Consider the following 16,323-nt stretch of genomic DNA (forward strand, 5'->3'; position numbering starts at 1 on the left):
CCGCACCCCCGTCCCCGTACGGCTCCCCAGCCGACCCCGCCCCCTGTACGGCCCCGCGCCGATCACCGCACCACCCGAGGAGGACCCATGGCTGCCCCCAGGGTCGAACAACGCTCGATCGACTATGTGCCCGTGCGCGAGCGCCACGGCAAGGTCTGGCACCAGGGGCCGTTCTGGTTCACCGGGAACTTCGTGCTCACCACGATGGTCACCGGCTTCCTCGGACCCGAGCTGGGGCTGAGCCTGGGCATGTCCGTGCTGGCCGTCGTCCTCGGCGCCTGTTTCGGCACGTTCTTCATGGCGTTCCACGCCAACCAGGGCCCCCGGATGGGCCTGCCGCAGATGATCCAGTCGCGGGCCCAGTTCGGCACCCGCGGCGCCATCGTGCCCTTCGCCGCCGTCGTCTTCGTGTACGTCGGCTTCAACGTCTTCAACGTCGTGCTGGCCACCGAGGGCCTGCGGACGGTCCTCCCCGGGGGTACCACGCTCTGGTACGCCCTGATCATCGCCGTCGCGATCTTCCTCGCGGTCGTCGGTCACGACCTGCTGCACCTCGTGCAGCGCTGGCTGACGTACGTGCTGATCGCCGTCTTCGGCGTCCTCACCATCGGGGCGCTCGTCCAGCTGCACCCGGGTACCGCGCACGCCGCTGCCTCCGGTGGCGGCTCGACCTGGACCTCCTTCCTGGTCGTCTTCTCCGCCGCGGCCGGCTACCAGATCAGCTACGCGATCTACGTCTCGGACTACTCCCGCTACCTGCCGCGCGACGTCTCGGCACGCAAGGTCATCTGGTGGACCTACGCCGGCGCGGCCGGCTCCGCCGTCTGGCTGATGTCGCTCGGCGCGCTGCTCTCCTCCGCGCTGCCCGACCCCGGCGCGATCACCGGCATCCGCCAGGTCGGCAACGCCATCCTGCCCGGCTTCGGCACCTTCGCCGTGGTGGTCTCCTCCGTCGCCCTGATCGGCATCACGGCCGTCAACGCGTACGGGGCGATGCTCACCACCACCAGCGCCGTGGACGCCTTCCGCACGGTCAAGCCGACCGTCCGGCTGCGGGTCGCCGGGATCGCGGCGGTGGGCGTCGTCATCTTCACCGTCGCCATGCTGCTCCCGGAGGACTACCTGGAGAGCTTCAACACGTTCGTGCTGATGATGCTGTACTTCCTGGTGCCGTGGACCGCGGTCAACCTGGTGGACTTCTACTGCGTGCGGCGCGGCCACTACGCGGTCACCGCGATCTTCGACTCCCAGGGCGGCATCTACGGCCGCTGGTCCTGGCGCGGCATCGTCTCGTACGCCGTCGGCTTCATCACGATGATCCCGTTCTTCGCCACCCACGCCTACGAGGGCCCGGCCGCCAAGGCCCTGGGCGGCGCCGACCTCTCCTTCGTGCCCGGCCTGCTCATCGGCGGCGGTCTGTACTACCTGCTCACCCGGAAGCTGGACCTGAAGGCGGAGCTGGCCGCTGTGGCGGAGAGCGAGCGCGAGCTGGACGGCGAGCCGGAGCCGGCCGCTGCGGAGCCCGTCAGCGCGTCCTGAGCCTCTGTGCGGCCCCCGGAGCCGCGTCAGGTCCCGAGGACCGTGACCGACTCCGGGGGCAGCCGCAGCACCCCGTCCGCGTCCGGCTCCTGCGGCGCGGGCCACCCCGCCAGCGGCCGCGCGCCCTCGTGGGGCAGCGGCACGTCCGCCGTACGGGAGGGGTGCAGGTTCACGGCCACCAGCACCCCGTGCCCGCCGTGACCCGTCGTACGGTCCAGCCGCAGCCACCGTGCGTCCTCGTCGTACGCCACCCGCGTCCGGGTGAGGTCGGGATCGGTCAGCGCCGCGTGGTCCCGGCGGAGCGCCAGCAGCGTGCGGTACCAGCCGAGCAGGTCCTTGTGCGGCGCGCGGTCCGGCTCGGACCAGTCCAGGCACGAGCGGTCCCGGGTGGCCGGGTCCTGCGGGTCGGGGATCTCCTCGGCCTGCCAGCCGTGCGCCGCGAACTCCCGGCGCCGCCCGTCGCGCACCGCCGCCGCCAGCTCGGGATCGGTGTGGTCGGTGAAGAACTGCCAGGGCGTGCCCGCGCCCCACTCCTCGCCCATGAAGAGCATCGGCGTGTACGGCGCGCACAGCACGAGGGCCGCGGCGCACACCTGGAGGGCGGGGGAGAGCAGCTCCGAGAGGCGGTCGCCGAGCGCGCGGTTCCCGATCTGGTCGTGCGTCTGGGAGTAACCGAGCAGCCGGTGCGCGGGGACGGCGTGCGTGTCCAGCGGCGCGCCGTGCGTCCGTCCCCGGAAGCTGGAGTACGTGCCGGCGTGGAAGAAGCCGCGCGTGAGGGTGGTGGCGAGGGCCGCCATCGGGGCCCGCGCGAAGTCCGCGTAGTAGCCCTGCGACTCGCCGGTGAGCGCGGCGTGCAGGGCGTGGTGGAAGTCGTCGTTCCACTGCGCGTGCAGCCCGTGGCCCCCGTAGGGGCGGGGCGCGGTGGTCCGGGGGTCGTTGAGGTCGGACTCGGCTATGAGGAACAGCGGCCGGCGCAGCTGCGCAGCGAGGGCGTCCACCGCCTCCGACAGCTCGGCGAGGAAGTGCCGGGCCCGGTCGTCGTGCAGCGCGTGCACCGCGTCCAGGCGCAGCCCGTCGATCCGGTAGTCGCGCAGCCAGGACAGGGCGCTGCCGAGGAAGTAGGCGCGCACCTCGTCGGAGCCGGGCGCGTCGAGGTTCACGGCGGCGCCCCAGGGCGTGTGGTGCGCCTCGGTGAAGTACGGCCCGAAGGCGGGCAGGTGGTTGCCGTGCGGGCCGAGGTGGTTGTGCACGACGTCCAGGACGACGCCGAGCCCCAGGCCGTGCGCCGCGTCCACGAAGCGCTTGAGTCCGTCCGGGCCGCCGTACGGCTCGTGCACCGCCCAGGGCGCGATGCCCTCGTACCCCCAGCCGTGCGTGCCGGGGAACGGGCAGACAGGCATCAGTTCGATGTGCGTGATGCCGAGGTCCTTCAGGTGCGGCAGCCGTTCGATTGCCGTGTCGAACGTGCCGCCGGGCGTGAACGTCCCGATGTGCAGCTCGTAGAGGACCGCGCCGGGCAGCCCGCGCCCCGGCCAGTCGTGCCGCCAGGCGTACCGGGCGTGGTCCACGACCGCGGCCGGGCCGCCGGGACCGTCCGGCAGCCGGGCCGCGCGCGGGTCGGGCAGCGGCGCGCCGCCGTCCAGCCGGAAGGCGTACCGGTCCCCGTGGCGGGCCGGCGCCTCGCCCCGCCACCAGCCCGCACGGGACGGGCAGCGGGTCAGCGGGACGGTCGCGGGGGACGCGGCCCCGGGGCCGTCACCGCCCGGCAGGTCGAGCTCGACCCGCCCGGCGTCCGGCGCCCACACCTCGAAGAGCACGATGGCCTCTCCCTCCTCGCCGCGGCGTGACGACGCACGCCCCCGCGACCCCGATGCGCCTGCGCGCGCTTACCTGTCGAAGTAAGCACGCTCCTGAGTGATCGGGTACCCCGCCTTGGCGAATGCCGCCGCCATTGGGGTGTTGTGCTGGTCCGTCTCGGCGACGATCCGGTCGGCGCCGACCGAGGCCAGGTGCCGTGTGCAGTCCACCAGCAGGTCGTAGGCGTAACCGTGGCCGCGTTGGCCGGGAACCACCCCGATGAAGCCCACGACGGGTGAGGTGTGGTTGCGCGCGGGCACGTGCAGCCCGACCGGCTCGCCGCCGGGCGTGTACGCCAGCCGCCACCACTCGCGCGGCGACGGGCACCAGTGGAAGAACTCCAGCTCCTCGCGGGCGGCCTGCTCGATGCCGCCCTCGGTGGCGGCCCGCCGGGCGTGCGCGTCCAGCGAGCCCCGCTCCACCTGGCGGAGCACCTCCAGGATCACCTCGTCGTCCGGCTCCGGCCGGAAGACCAGCCGTCCCGGGTCCGCCGGCAGGCCGCACTCGGGGGTCCAGGCGTACCGGAAGCGCTCGACCATCGGGCGCAGCCCGGCGGCCCGCGCGACGGCCGTACGGGCCTCGGCGGCGGCCCGTACGGCGGGCTGCTCCCGCCAGCCGGGCGGCAGCAGCAGCACGTACTCGGCCGACAGCGGTGCGGTGCGCAGCAGTTCCGTCGCGGCGGCCGCCTCGCCGGGCGCGAAGTCCAGCCGGTCCAGGGAGAGCGGGCGGGTGTCGTCCGGGCCGGCCCACCACGCGGCGCGTGCCACGACGACGCCGTCGCGCAGTGCGACCCACGACCAGTCGGGGCGGTACTCGCCGCCGGCCGTGCGGAGGGCGTAGGGATGCCCGAAGCGGTCGTGCCCCAGGAGCGGGGCGGTGGGGTCGTGCAGGGTGGTGAAGAGGTGCGCGTCGTCCTCGGTGAGCGCGCGGATGACCAGATCGGTCATGAGTGCGGGTCCTCTCGGGAGGCACGCTCCCGACGGCCCGTCAGCGTATGCGGCGGGCGGCGCGGGAGCGCGTGAACAGGTCAGGGGCCGTGCCGTACATGCCGTTCCGCCTCCTTCCGCTCGGGTTCCGCCGACGTGTCGTGCTGTGGGGTGGACGGTACCCGTCGGCGCGTGCGGGGCGCCAGCGAATTTCCGGGGAACTGATCGGGCTCCGGTGCCGTCCTCCGAGTGGAGGCCGGGTGACGGCCGGCCTCGTCTGGACAGAGACGCGGGCCCGCCGGAGAATCATGGACATGTCATCGCTCGAATTCCCGGCACGGCCGGCCCGGTTGTCGGATGCCGAGCGGGACCGCGCGCTGGAACTGCTCCGCGAGGGCGCGGCCGACGGCCGGCTGTCCCAGGACACCTTCCTGCGCCGCCTGGAGCTGGTGCTCACCGCGCGCCACCGTGACGAACTGGAGCGGGCCACCGGTGACTTGGCCGGCCGCGGCCGCTTCCAGGCCGCCGTGCTCCGCGCGGTGGGCAGGGCGTCCGCCTTCCACCTCACGGTCCGCAGGGCCTGGCGCACCGAGCGGCTGCCCAAGCTCCTGCTGCCGGCCCCCGGGCCGTTCCCCCTCCTGATCGGCCGCGCCCCCGGTGCGGGACTGCGCCTGAGCCACGACTCGGTCTCCCGTACGCACGCTCAGCTCCGCTCCTCCGGGGACACCTGGCTGCTGCGCGACCTCGGCTCCATGAACGGCACGTACGTCAACGGCCGCCGCGTCCTCGGGGAGGTCGCCGTGGCCCCCGGGGACCACGTCAGCTTCGGCCACGTGGCCTACGTGCTCACCGGGCGCTGAGCACGAGGAGCGCGACCGGCAGCCGGTCCAGGAGGGACGCCAGCGGCACGGACGGGCCCTCGAAGTCCCGCCCGGTGAGCAGGTCGTGCCAGACCCCGGACGGCGCGTCCGGCAGCCGCAGGTCCGCCGAGTGCCAGCCGCCGGACTCCGCGAGACGCAGCGAGAGCCGGGTGGCGACGGTCACCGCGCGGTGGCGCGGGCGAACGCCACGCAGTGGCCGTGCGGGTCGCCGGCGGCGCGCAGCGGCCGGTACGTGCCCGCGGGGCCGAACCACTCCGGGTGCGTACGGCGCAGCCGCAGCGCGGTGGTGGTCAGCCGCAGCTTCTCGGCGGAGAGGTCCGGGAAGCCGTGCGCCTCGCCGGCCGGGGCCCCGCCGTCCACGTCGGCCAGGAACTCCGGGGAGAAGCGCGCGGGCGCCCGGTTGTCGGGGTCGACGAGCGCCGCGTACTCCCGCTCCGTGCCCTGATAGAGGTCGGGGACGCCCGGCATCGTGAGGTGCAGCAGGGCCGCGCCGAGCACGTTGGCGCGGACGAAGGGGGACAGCTCGTCGGCGAACGCGGCCAGTTCGGCGGCCGCGGCCGGGCTGCACGGGCCCGCCTCCAGGAACTCCGTGACCGCCTCCTCGTAGGCGGTGTCCTGCTCGGTCCACGTGGTCTGCAGCCCGGCCTCCCGCACCGCCTTCAGGACCGCCGGGGCGAGCCGCCTGAAGGAGATGCCGCCGCGCCCGCACGCAGCGGTGCCGGTGTCGGTACCCGAAGCGGTGTCGGCCTCCGTACCCGGAGCGGCCGCCGTGCCCAGCTCCACCGTGCTCCCCGGACGTGCCAGCCCGAAGGCCGTCTGCCAGGCCACCCACGCCATGTGGGGGTCGGGCTCCGGGCCGTCCAGGGTGAGGGCGGTACGGATGTTCAGCCGGGACAGCACCTCGCGCCAGCCCTCGGGGCACTCGCTCAGCGCCGCGAGGCGGGCCCGGACGTCGGCGCTGCGCTTGGTGTCGTGGGTGGACAGCACCGTGCCGGAAGCGGGCCAGGCGTCCTGCAGACGGGCGCAGAAGGCGTGGAACGCGTCCACGGTGACCGCGGGGCAGCCGGGGTCGCCGCCGACCTCGCAGGCCGACAGCAGCGGCGTGTAGCGGTAGAAGGCGCGGTCCTCGACCGACTTGGCGTGCAGCGCGGAGGCGGTCTGCGCGAAGCGGGCGGCGAAGTCGGCGTGGTCCGCCGCCGCGTCCCCCTCGGAGCCGTCGGCCAGCCGGCCCAGCGCCAGGTCGCGCACCAGCTCAACGGAGCGGGCCTCGTCGCGCACCTCGAAGGCCGCTGCGGCGCCCTCGGCGGCCGCCTCCAGCATCGCGGCGTCCCGCTCGGCGCACCACGGGTCCTGCGCGTACGGGCGGTACACGGGCAGCCGGACGAGCAGTTCGTGCAGGGCGCGGCGCAGGGCCCACGGGGCGTGGTCGCCGTGGTGCGGCGCGCGTTCGCTGATCCGCGCCGCCGTCCGCACCAGCCGGTCGACCTCGGCGGCCAGATCGTGGGTGACGACCTCGTACGCGGCCTGCCGTACCGTTTCCTCCCAGTCGCCGCCGCGATCGGCGAGCGGGGCCACGGTGTCGCGGTAGACCCCGAAGAGCAGCTCGGCGCCCTCCGGGCACACGAAGAGCCCGTCGATGTGGCGCAGCGCGTCGTAGCCCGTGGTGCCCGCGCACGCCCAGCTCTCCGGCAGCCGTTCGTCACCGGTCAGGATCTTCTCCACGACCGTCCAGCGCCCGCCCGTGGCCTGCCGCAGCCGCGCCAGGTAGCCCGCCGGGTCGGTGAGCCCGTCCGGGTGGTCGATGCGCAGCCCGTCGATCACGCCGTCCTCGATCAGCCGCAGCACCGTCGCGTGCGTCGCCCGGAAGACCTCGGGGTCCTCGACGCGGACCGCGATCAGCTCGGAGATCGTGAAGAAGCGGCGGTAGTTCAGCTCGGTGCGGGCCAGCCGCCACCAGGAGAGCCGGTACCACTGCGCATCCAGGAGCTGCGGGAGCGGCAGCCGCTCCGTACCGGGGCGGACGGGGAACGCGTGTTCGTGGTAGCGCAGCACGTCCCCCTCGATGCGCATCGAGGGCAGCTCGTCGGCCAGCCGCCCGCCCAGTACGGGCATCAGCAGCCGCCCGCCGTGCCCGCCCTCCCAGTCGATGTCGAACCAGCGGGCGTACGGGGAGGCGGGGCCGTCGCGCAGAACGGACCACAGTGGTCCGTTCAGGGAGGCGGGGGCAGGGCGGGCCATGTGGTTGGGCACCAGATCCACCACGAGGCGCAGGCCGTGTGCGGCGGCGGTCCGCGCCAGCGCGCGCAGCCCCTCCTCGCCGCCCAGCTCGGCGCGCACCGCGGAGTGGTCCACCACGTCGTACCCGTGCGTGGAGCCGGGCACGGCACCGAGCACGGGGGACAGGTGCAGGTGCGAGACGCCCAGGTCGGCCAGGTACGGCACGGCCTTCTCGGCCGCGGCGAACGGGAAGTCCGGCTGGAGCTGCAGCCGGTAGGTGGCGGTGGGCGGCGCGCTGAATTCGGGCGTCATGGGGACACACGTACCCACACGGTGCCTTGTTGCTTCATCCGATCGAGCGGGGTGTGCCCCGATTTTCGTTCGTACGTCCTGCCCATACTGGCCGGGGCCGCAGGACCGATAACGTCGCCCGATGACCGCTGCACTGGCCACCTACCGTACCGTGCTCGCCGCCTGCGGACCGGTGCTGCCCGCCGTCTCCTTCCTCGGCCGGCTGCCCACCGCCATGTGCCAGCTCGGCAGCGTCCTGCTGGTCGCCGAGACCAGCGGCAGCCTGGCGACGGCCGGGGTGGCCGGCGGCGCGCTGGCCGCCGGGCAGACCGTGGCGGGCCCGCTCATCGGCCGGCTCGCCGACCGGCGCGGCCAGCGACCGGTGGTGCTGGCGGCCTGCTGGGCCAACGCCCTCGCCGTCGCGGCCCTCGTGCTCGCCGCACTGTCCCATCTGGCCGTGCTTCCGCTGGCCCTCCTGGGACTGCTCGCCGGGCTGACCGTTCCTCAGGTGGGGCCGCTCGCCAGGACCCGCACGGTCGCCCTCGTACGGCGCACCGGAGCGGACGAGCGCACAGTGAACGCCGCGCTCTCCTTGGAGGGCACCCTGGACGAGGTGTCCTTCGTGCTGGGCCCGGCCCTCGTGGGCGTGGCGGCGGCGGTCGCCCACCCGGCCGCCGCGCTGGCGCTGGCGGCGCTGCTGCTCGCCACGTGCGGCTCGGCCTTCGCGCTGCACCCGACGGCGGGGCTGACGGCGCCGAAGGCGCCGGAACGCCGCAGGACGGCCCGGCAGGACCGCCCGGGCATTCCCCGGGCCGCGTACGCGCTGCGGGCCTCCATGGCCCTCCAGGGCGCCATGTTCGGGGCCTCGCAGGCCGGCATCACCGCGCTCACCGAACGGCTCGGCGCGCCCGGCCAGGCGGGCCTGGTCTACGCGGCCATGGGCGTGATGAGCGCGGTGGCCGGACTGTCGCTGGTCCTCGTGCCGGCCCGGATCGGCCTGCCGGCCCGCTGGCGGGCCGCCGCCGCGGCCCTGACCCTGCTCTCCGTACCGCTGCTGTTCGTCGGCTCCCTCGGGGCCCTGTACGCGGTGGTCGTGGTGCTCGGTGTGGCCTTCGCGCCGCACCTCATCACGGTCTTCGCGCTCACCGAACGGCTGGTGCCGGCCCGCCGGATGGCCGAGTCGATGGCCTTCCTCACCAGCTCGATCGTCGGCGGGCAGGCGCTCGCGCTGGCCCTGTCGGGGCGGCTGGCCGAGTCCTACGGGCCGGCCGCCGCCTTCGCCGTCGCGCTCGCCGCGGCCGTCCTCGTGCTCGGCCTCGCGCTGACCGTCCGCCTCCGCCCCCGGCCGGACACGCCCCCGTACGCGGGCGCCCGGCCGGGCGGGGCGCCGGACGCGGCGTCCGGCGGCGCGGAACCGGCCCCCGTCAGGCGGGCCGCTGGAGCACCATCAGACTCCGCCCCACCAGAGTGAGCGTGTCCCCGGCGCGCACCTTGGGGCCGCCCTCGGCGACCGCCTTCGGGTTCGCGGTGTCCACCACCGCCTGCCACTGCCGCCCGTGGTCCACGGGCACGGTGAACTCCTTCTCCTCGCCGTGCGCGTTGAAGAGCAGCAGGAACGAGTCGTCGGAGATCCGCTCGCCGCGGACGCCCGGCTCGGAGATCGCGCTGCCGTTGAGGAACACCATCAGCGACTTGGCGTGCGCGGCCTGCCAGTCGCGCTGCTCCATCTCCTCGCCCTCGGCGGTGAACCACGCGATGTCCGAGAGCTCGTCGTGCGTGCCCTCCATCGGGCGGCCGTGGAAGAAGCGGCGCCGCCGGAACACCGGGTGGTCGCGCCGCAGCCACACCATCTGCCGCACGAAGTCCAGCAGTTCCAGCGACCCCGTGTGCTCGCCGTCCTCGCCCTCTTCGGGCCAGTGCACCCACGCCAGCTCGTTGTCCTGGCAGTAGGCGTTGTTGTTGCCCTTCTGGGTGCGCCCGAACTCGTCCCCGTGGCTGAGCATCGGCACGCCCTGGGAGAGCATCAGGGTGGCGATGAAGTTGCGGATCTGGCGGGCCCGAAGCTCCAGCACCTCGGGGTCGTCGGTCTCGCCCTCGGCACCGCAGTTCCAGGAGCGGTTGAAGCTTTCGCCGTCCCGGTTCTCCTCGCCGTTGGCCTCGTTGTGCTTCTCGTTGTACGACACGAGGTCGTGCAGCGTGAAGCCGTCGTGGCAGGTCACGAAGTTGACGGAGGCCAGCGGCCGGCGTCCGTCGTCCTGGTAGAGGTCCGAGGAGCCGGTCAGCCGGGACCCGAACTCGGCGAGCGTCTGGGGCTCGCCGCGCCAGAGGTCCCGCACGGTGTCGCGGTACTTGCCGTTCCACTCGGTCCACAGCGGCGGGAAGTTGCCCACCTGGTAGCCGCCCTCGCCGACGTCCCACGGCTCCGCGATCAGCTTCACCTGGCTGACGACCGGGTCCTGCTGCACCAGGTCGAAGAAGGACGACAGCCGGTCGACCTCGTGGAACTGCCGGGCCAGGGTCGCCGCGAGGTCGAAGCGGAAGCCGTCCACCCGCATCTCGGTGACCCAGTAGCGCAGCGAGTCCATGATCAGCTGGAGCACGTGCGGGCTGCGCATCAGGAGGCTGTTGCCGGTGCCCGTGGTGTCCATGTAGTACCGCGGGTCGTCGGCCAGCCGGTAGTACGAGGGGTTGTCCAGCCCCCTGAAGGACAGCGTCGGGCCCATGTGGTTGCCCTCGGCGGTGTGGTTGTAGACCACGTCGAGGATGACCTCGATGCCCGCCTGGTGCAGCGCGCGCACCGCCGACTTGAACTCCAGCACCTGCTGGCCGCGGTCGCCCCAGGAGGCGTAGGCGTTGTGCGGCGCGAAGAAGCCGATGGTGTTGTAACCCCAGTAGTTCGCCAGTCCCTCGTCCACCAGCCGGTGGTCGTTGACGAACTGGTGTACGGGCATCAACTCCAGCGCCGTGACCCCCAGCTCCCGCAGGTGTTCGATGATCACGGGGTGCGCCAGCGCCGCGTACGTGCCGCGCAGCTCCTGGGGCAGCCCGGGGTGCAGCATCGTCAGGCCCTTGACGTGCGCCTCGTACATGACGGTCTCGTGATAGTCCGTACGCGGCGGCCGGTCGTCACCCCAGTCGAAATACGGGTTGACGACGACCGAGGCCATCGTGTGCGGCGCCGAGTCCAGGTCGTTGCGGCTGTCCGGCTTGCCGAAGTGATAGCCGTAGACCGCCTCGTCCCAGTCGATGGTGCCGCTGACCGCCCTGGCGTAGGGATCCAGGAGCAGTTTCGCGGAATTGCAGCGGAGACCCTTGGCCGGCTCGTACGGGCCGTGCGCCCGGAAGCCGTACCGCTGCCCCGGCATGATGCCGGGCAGATATGCGTGACGGACGAACGCGTCGGACTCGCGGAGCTCCACCGCTGTTTCCGACCCGTCGTCGTGCAGCAGACACAGCTCGATACGTTGTGCCGCCTCGGAGAACACCGCGAAGTTGGTGCCCGCACCGTCGTACGTGGCACCGAGCGGATACGCCTGACCCGGCCAGACCTGCATGCGTCGACTCTTCCACTTCCCTAGAGGGGCGCCGCGACGGACTGATGACCGCGGACCGAACCGGAATTCTTCCCCGATAAGCGGCGAACAGTGGGATGTTCGCGAGATCTTCGCCGAAAGGCAGGCAACCTGCCGCGAAGAAGGGTCCTCCGACCGGGGGAACGAGCAGGTGTCCGACTGTAATCGCGATGTATGGCGACATAGCGAACAGGAGGGGACGTCCTGGGCGTGTCGCGACTCCGGAACAATCAGTTTCGGCCTCCTTCCCAGCAGCCCCGGAAGCCGTCCCGGACCCCTGACGAGGTGCGTGTCGGGCGGGGAGTCCGCCGGGACTGCGGCGCGGCCCCCTGGGGGCCCGACTATGACTCCGCTCACGCCCGCCGCCCTTTCCGGACACAACGGGCACAGTGAATAAGGGGAGTTGGTGGAAGAGTCGGCGCATCCGGCTGCACCCTCTCCCGGACCCGCAGTAGGGTGCCTTGATCGTTGGCACGGAGGTTCGGAAGGCGGTGTACAGGTGAGCTCGGGCGGGTTGGAGTTGCCTCCTGGTGACGATGGTCATGAGGGCGGCTCCATCGACGCACCGCCCGGCGCGGTGTCCCTCGCACGCCCCATGGAGATCGGGGCGGAGCTGGAGTGGGACGCCGAGGCCTGGAGCGAGGTACGTACCCGCGCCAGACGCGCCGGGCGTGCCTACATCTGGCTGAATCTGGTCGAACAACGGCTGCGCGCCGTCGTGGCGGCCGTACTGCGCCCCATCTACGAGCCGGTGCACGGCGACGAATGGGTGGTCGCCGCGGCCGGGCCGGCGGGCCAGGAGTGGGTGCAGCGCGCCGTCGCCGTGCGGGAGGTCAGCCGCCGCAAGGGGTACCTCCTCGACCCGGCCGACGACAACATCATCAGCTTCCTCACCCTCCCGCAGCTGCGCGAGCTGATGGTCCAGCACTGGCCGTGCTTCGAGCCGTACTTCGACGACCGGCGCGACGTCGAGCTGGGCCTGGACGAGCTGGAGGTCGCCCGCAACATCGTCTCCCGCAACCGCGCGCTCTCCGAGACGGTGCTCGCACAGGCCGAGCGCGCCTCCGCGCGCCTCCTGGAGATACTGGGCTCCGGCATCGGCACCCGTACGGCCGGGCGGCTGCCCATCGACGCGGTCGAGGACCTCGTGGGCGACCGCTACGCCGACGTCGTGGGCGTCCACCCCGACCGGGTGCGGCTGCAGCGCCAGCTGCCCGCCGAGGACCTCTTCGGGGGCGCCCGGCGGCTCGACGCGGTCGGCATCGGCCTGAACCTCCTCGTGCAGAACTACTCGGGCCGCCGGCTGGTCCGGCTCGCCGAGTCCGGCTGCCGGGTGCGGCTGCTCTTCCTCAACCCGGCCAGCAGCGCGGTCCGCCGCCGCGAGCGGGAGCTGGGCCTGAAGAAGGGCGAGATGAGCCGGTCGATCGAGATGAACATCATGCACATGCGGCGGGTGCGGGCCCGGCTCCGCGACCCCGGCGCGTTCGAGATCCAGGTCTTCGACGAGACCCCGCGCTTCACGGCGTACCTCGTCGACGGCGACGGCCCGGACGGCATAGCCGTGGTCCAGTCCTACCTGCGCCGCAGCCGGGGCATGGAGGTGCCGGTCCTGGTGCTGCGCGGCGGCGGCCGGGAGGTCGTGCGCCACGAGGACGGCCGGGAGAGCGACCACGGCCTCTTCGAGGTGTACCGCGAGGAGTTCGAGAGCGTGTGGGCGGACGCGCGGCCGGTGTCGTGACCCGTTGCGCGGCGCATGCGGCTCACGGCGTGCCCGTGATGCCGCCGTCCACCCGCAGCTCGATGCCGTTGACGTAGTCGGCCAGGGGGCTCGCGAGATACAGCACCGCGCCCGCGATGTCCTCCGCGCGCCCCAGCCGGCCCACGGGGTTGGGCGCGTACCGGGCCGCCGCGTCCGCCGCGGTCTCGCCGCGCTCCTCGAACATCCGGCGCATCGAGGACGTTTCGACGACGCCCGGGCTGACGCAGTTCGCCGTGACACCCGTGCCCGCCAGGTGCCCGGCCAGGCTGGTCGTCATGTTCACCACCGCGGCCTTGGCGGCGGAGTACTCCACCATGTTGGGCAGCGGCGTCCGTACGGCCCGGGAGCCGATGTTGATCACCCGGCCCCAGCCGTGCGCGCGGAGCGACGGCAGCAGCGCCTGCGTCAGCCGCGCCGCCGAGAAGACGTTCCCGTCGAACGCGGCCTGCCAGTCCTCGGGCCGTACGCAGTCCCAGTCGTGCTCGAGGAACGGCCCGGCGTTGTTGACCAGGATGTGCACCCCGAAGTTCAGCGCGGCGGCGGCCACCCGCTCGGCGCCGCCCGGCTCACCGAGGTCACCGAGCACCACGTCCGCGCGTACGCCGTGCTCAGCGGCGCGGCGCGCGACCTCCTCCGCGGCCTCCGCGTTCCGCCCGTGCACGAGTACGTCGCAGCCCTCGGCGGCCAGTATCCCGACGGTCGTGGCCCCGATGCCGCCGCTGCTTCCCGTCACCACCGCGCGCCGTCCGGCCAATTGCAGATCCATACCGGAACCCTAGGGGCCGGAGGGCCCGGCGGCCGGGAGCCGGCGGCGTTGTCAGTGGTGCGTGGGAGAGTGAGGGAACACGAGATCGCGGACCGTGCGGGACGCGGCGGGCGGTCGCGTGCGACACGGGGGACGCACCACCGAAGGAGGCCGCATGAGCTGGCACAAGGAACCGCTGGTCGGCTTCGACCTGGAGACCACGGGCACCGACGTCGAGACCGACCGGGTCGTCACCGCAGCCGTCATCCGGCTCGACGGGACGGGACAGGCGGTGACGGCGCTGAAATGGGTCCTCGACCCGGGCGTGCCGATACCGTCCGAGGCGGCCGCCATCCACGGCTTCTCCACCGACTTCGTCCGGCAGCACGGCCTCCCGGCCGCGCGGGGACTCGCGGAGATCACCGAAGCGCTCGCCGAAGCGCTGCGCGCGGGCGTCCCGCTGGTGGTGATGAACGCCCGGTACGACCTCTCGCTGCTCGACCGCGAGTGCCGCCGGCACGGCGTGCTGCCGCTGTCCGACCGGCTCGGCACGGACCCGGCACCGGTCGTCGACCCGCTCGTCCTCGACAAGCACCTCGACCCCTACCGCAAGGGGAAGCGCACCCTCCAGGCGCTCTGCGCGCACTACGGCGTGGTGCTGGACGCGGCGCACGAAGCGGGCGCTGACGCGCTGGCCGCGGTCGGCGTGGCCCGCCGAATAGGCGCCAAGCACCCGGAGGTCGCCGGGCTCACCCTGCCCGCGCTGCACGCCCTGCAGCGCACGGCGGCGGCCGATCAGGCGGCCTCCTTCCAGCGCTACTTGCGCCGTACGTCCGACCCCGCGGCCCGCGTCGAGCCGGCCTGGCCGCTGATACCTCCGCTGATACCGCGGGCGCGGAACTGAGCGCGTGCGGCGGGCGGCCGGTGCCGGGCAGGGGTGACGTCCTGTGGGCGGGACGGGCGGGGGTGCCAGCGGGGGCTGAGCGCTGTCAGCGGTGGCTGAGGACATTGACCACCCGGCCGTCGGGGGCGCGGACGAAGAAGCGGCGTACGCCCCACTCCTCGTCCTGCAGCGGGTGGACGATCTCCGCGCCGCTCTCCCGCACCGCCGCGTACGCCGCGTCCACGTCGTCCACCTCCACGCTGATGTCGGGGACGACCGGCGCGGTCCGGTCGGCCGTCATGAAGCTGATCTGAGCGGTGGGGGTGGCCGGTGAGGCCAGCGTGGTGATCCAGCCGAGGTTCATGACCTCCTCGAAACCCAGCAGACCGTAGAAGTCCCGGCTCTCCTTCGCCGTCTCGGGGGCGGCGGTGAAGTTGGGGACGACGCGGTGAACGGTCATCGATGACTCCAGACGAAGCGGAGGGAGGGACGGGGAGCGGAGAAGCGAGAAGAGGGGCGTAGGCAGGGGGACGGAGGGAGGGAAGGGCGCTGACTCCCACGAGTACTACAACGGAGCCGGCGGCGGGGTGTTTTCGGCGCGCGCGTCAGTCGGCGGGTGTGGGTTCGGCCGGTACGAGGGTGAGGTAGGCGAGGCCGAGGACGTCGCGGTAGCCGGTGAGCCAGGCGGCGCGGTGGGCGTCGGCCCGGGCGCGGGTCTCGGCGGCGAGTGGGTGGCCGGGATGGGCGGCCAGCCACTCCTCCACGGCGCAGCGGTAGCCCGACTCGAACGCCTCCCACTCGTCGGCGTTGGCGGTCTCCACCCAGGCCGGGCGGAAGCCGGCCTCGACGGCGAGGTCGACGAGCTCGCCGAGGCCGACGTGCTCCTCGGCCGTGGCGCCGGGCCACATCCGGGTCAGCTCGGCGGTGGTCGGCGGGCGTTGCCAGAAGCCCTCGCCGTAGAGCACGCGGCCGCCGGGCGTGACGAGGCGGCGCAGCTCGCGCAGGACGGTGCGGTAGTTGTGGGGGGACTCGGGGCCGCTCACGGCCTGGCCGGCGCCGAGGCAGAGTACGAGGTCGGCGGGGCCGCGCGTGGTGCCGTGCCCGGACTCCTCGGCGAACTCCACGCGGTCGGCGAGGCCGCGCGCGGCGGCGTTGGCGCGGCCCCGCGCCAGGTCGTCCGCGTTCAGGTCGATGCCGACGCCGGTGGCGCCGTCCACGGCGTCGAGCACCCGCAGCATGAACTCGCCCCAGCCGCAGCCGATGTCCAGCACGGTGGCCGGCCGTACGGCGGCGAGCCGCGCCACCATGCGTGCCGCCCGCGCCTCGGACAGCGGGCCGTGGAAGTCCAGATGGGTGAGCCGCGGCGGCCCGTCGTCCCGCGGACCGCCGTCCCCCGAGCCGCCGTCCCGCGAGCCGCCGGGTGAAGGGGCGGGGGAGGGCGAGGTGGCGGGGGAGGGCGACGCGGACGGTGGCGCGGAAGGCGATGGGGGTCCGGACGGGACCGTGGACGGCGGCGGGGCGGAGGCGTTGGGCGGTGCGGGCGGGGTGGTGTCGGCCATGGGGCGCGACGCTAGTCCCGGAACGGGGCGGGCGGTACCGAATATCGGCGGGCGCCGGCCGGGACGGGCGCGCGTGCGGCCGCCCGGGTGGCGC

At 73.6% G+C, this 16,323-nt stretch carries 13 protein-coding genes; 5 read left to right on the forward strand and 8 right to left on the reverse strand.

The window, feature by feature from the left end; translation table 11 throughout:
* Positions 1-87 precede the first annotated feature (87 nt).
* Positions 88-1,539 carry a cytosine permease gene (locus C3486_RS22265; protein ID WP_103834508.1) on the forward strand — a complete coding sequence of 484 codons (1,452 nt, stop codon included), beginning with the start codon at positions 88-90 and terminating at the stop codon, positions 1,537-1,539.
* 26 nt (positions 1,540-1,565) lie between these two features.
* On the opposite strand, the gene treZ is transcribed toward C3486_RS22265, so the two are convergent.
* Positions 1,566-3,356, reverse strand: a complete 1,791-nt coding sequence (gene treZ, locus C3486_RS22270) for a malto-oligosyltrehalose trehalohydrolase (RefSeq protein WP_103834509.1) — start codon at positions 3,354-3,356, stop codon at positions 1,566-1,568.
* Positions 3,357-3,425: 69 nt separating this feature from the next.
* Positions 3,426-4,343, reverse strand: coding sequence for a GNAT family N-acetyltransferase (locus C3486_RS22275; RefSeq protein ID WP_103834510.1), 918 nt, complete (start codon positions 4,341-4,343; stop codon positions 3,426-3,428).
* 293 nt (positions 4,344-4,636) lie between these two features.
* On the opposite strand from C3486_RS22275, the gene C3486_RS22280 reads away from it, so the two are divergent.
* Positions 4,637-5,182, forward strand: coding sequence for a DUF1707 and FHA domain-containing protein (locus C3486_RS22280; protein WP_103834526.1), 546 nt, complete (start codon positions 4,637-4,639; stop codon positions 5,180-5,182).
* Here C3486_RS22280 and C3486_RS38150 read toward each other — a convergent pair.
* Entirely contained in the window at positions 5,169-5,366 is a 198-nt protein-coding gene (locus tag C3486_RS38150) for a hypothetical protein (RefSeq protein WP_258052936.1), read from the reverse strand. The two genes, C3486_RS22280 and C3486_RS38150, sit on opposite strands and share 14 nt — an antisense overlap.
* Positions 5,363-7,732 carry a malto-oligosyltrehalose synthase gene (gene treY, locus C3486_RS22285; RefSeq protein WP_258052937.1) on the reverse strand — a complete coding sequence of 790 codons (2,370 nt, stop codon included), beginning with the start codon at positions 7,730-7,732 and terminating at the stop codon, positions 5,363-5,365. Before treY ends, C3486_RS38150 begins: the two co-directional genes overlap by 4 nt.
* A 121-nt stretch (positions 7,733-7,853) precedes the next feature.
* On the opposite strand from treY, the gene C3486_RS22290 reads away from it, so the two are divergent.
* Complete coding sequence (locus C3486_RS22290) at positions 7,854-9,182, forward strand: MFS transporter (protein ID WP_258052938.1); 1,329 nt, start codon at positions 7,854-7,856, stop codon at positions 9,180-9,182.
* On the opposite strand, the gene glgX is transcribed toward C3486_RS22290, so the two are convergent.
* On the reverse strand, positions 9,136-11,265 hold the full coding sequence (glgX, locus tag C3486_RS22295; RefSeq protein WP_103834511.1) for a glycogen debranching protein GlgX: 2,130 nt from the start codon (positions 11,263-11,265) through the stop codon (positions 9,136-9,138). The genes C3486_RS22290 and glgX overlap by 47 nt on opposite strands.
* 517 nt (positions 11,266-11,782) lie before the next feature.
* On the opposite strand from glgX, the gene C3486_RS22300 reads away from it, so the two are divergent.
* On the forward strand, positions 11,783-13,021 hold the full coding sequence (locus C3486_RS22300; protein WP_103834512.1) for an SAV2148 family HEPN domain-containing protein: 1,239 nt from the start codon (positions 11,783-11,785) through the stop codon (positions 13,019-13,021).
* 22 nt (positions 13,022-13,043) lie between these two features.
* On the opposite strand, the gene C3486_RS22305 is transcribed toward C3486_RS22300, so the two are convergent.
* Positions 13,044-13,808: an SDR family NAD(P)-dependent oxidoreductase gene (locus C3486_RS22305; protein ID WP_103834513.1), complete on the reverse strand. Its 765-nt coding sequence runs from the start codon at positions 13,806-13,808 to the stop codon at positions 13,044-13,046.
* Positions 13,809-13,962: 154 nt separating this feature from the next.
* Here C3486_RS22305 and C3486_RS22310 point away from each other — a divergent pair, with 154 nt between their 5' ends.
* Positions 13,963-14,691, forward strand: a complete 729-nt coding sequence (locus tag C3486_RS22310; protein WP_103834514.1) for a 3'-5' exonuclease — start codon at positions 13,963-13,965, stop codon at positions 14,689-14,691.
* A gap of 85 nt (positions 14,692-14,776) precedes the next feature.
* Here the strand turns inward: C3486_RS22310 and C3486_RS22315 are convergent, their stop codons facing one another.
* Together C3486_RS22315 and C3486_RS22320 are read right to left on the reverse strand one after the other, a co-directional pair.
* Complete coding sequence (locus C3486_RS22315) at positions 14,777-15,130, reverse strand: VOC family protein (RefSeq protein WP_103834515.1); 354 nt, start codon at positions 15,128-15,130, stop codon at positions 14,777-14,779.
* 145 nt (positions 15,131-15,275) lie between these two features.
* On the reverse strand, positions 15,276-16,229 hold the full coding sequence (locus C3486_RS22320; RefSeq protein ID WP_258052939.1) for a cyclopropane-fatty-acyl-phospholipid synthase family protein: 954 nt from the start codon (positions 16,227-16,229) through the stop codon (positions 15,276-15,278).
* Positions 16,230-16,323: the final 94 nt, after the last annotated feature.

Source organism: Streptomyces sp. Ru73 (assembly GCF_002920575.1).
Classification (GTDB): domain Bacteria; phylum Actinomycetota; class Actinomycetes; order Streptomycetales; family Streptomycetaceae; genus Streptomyces.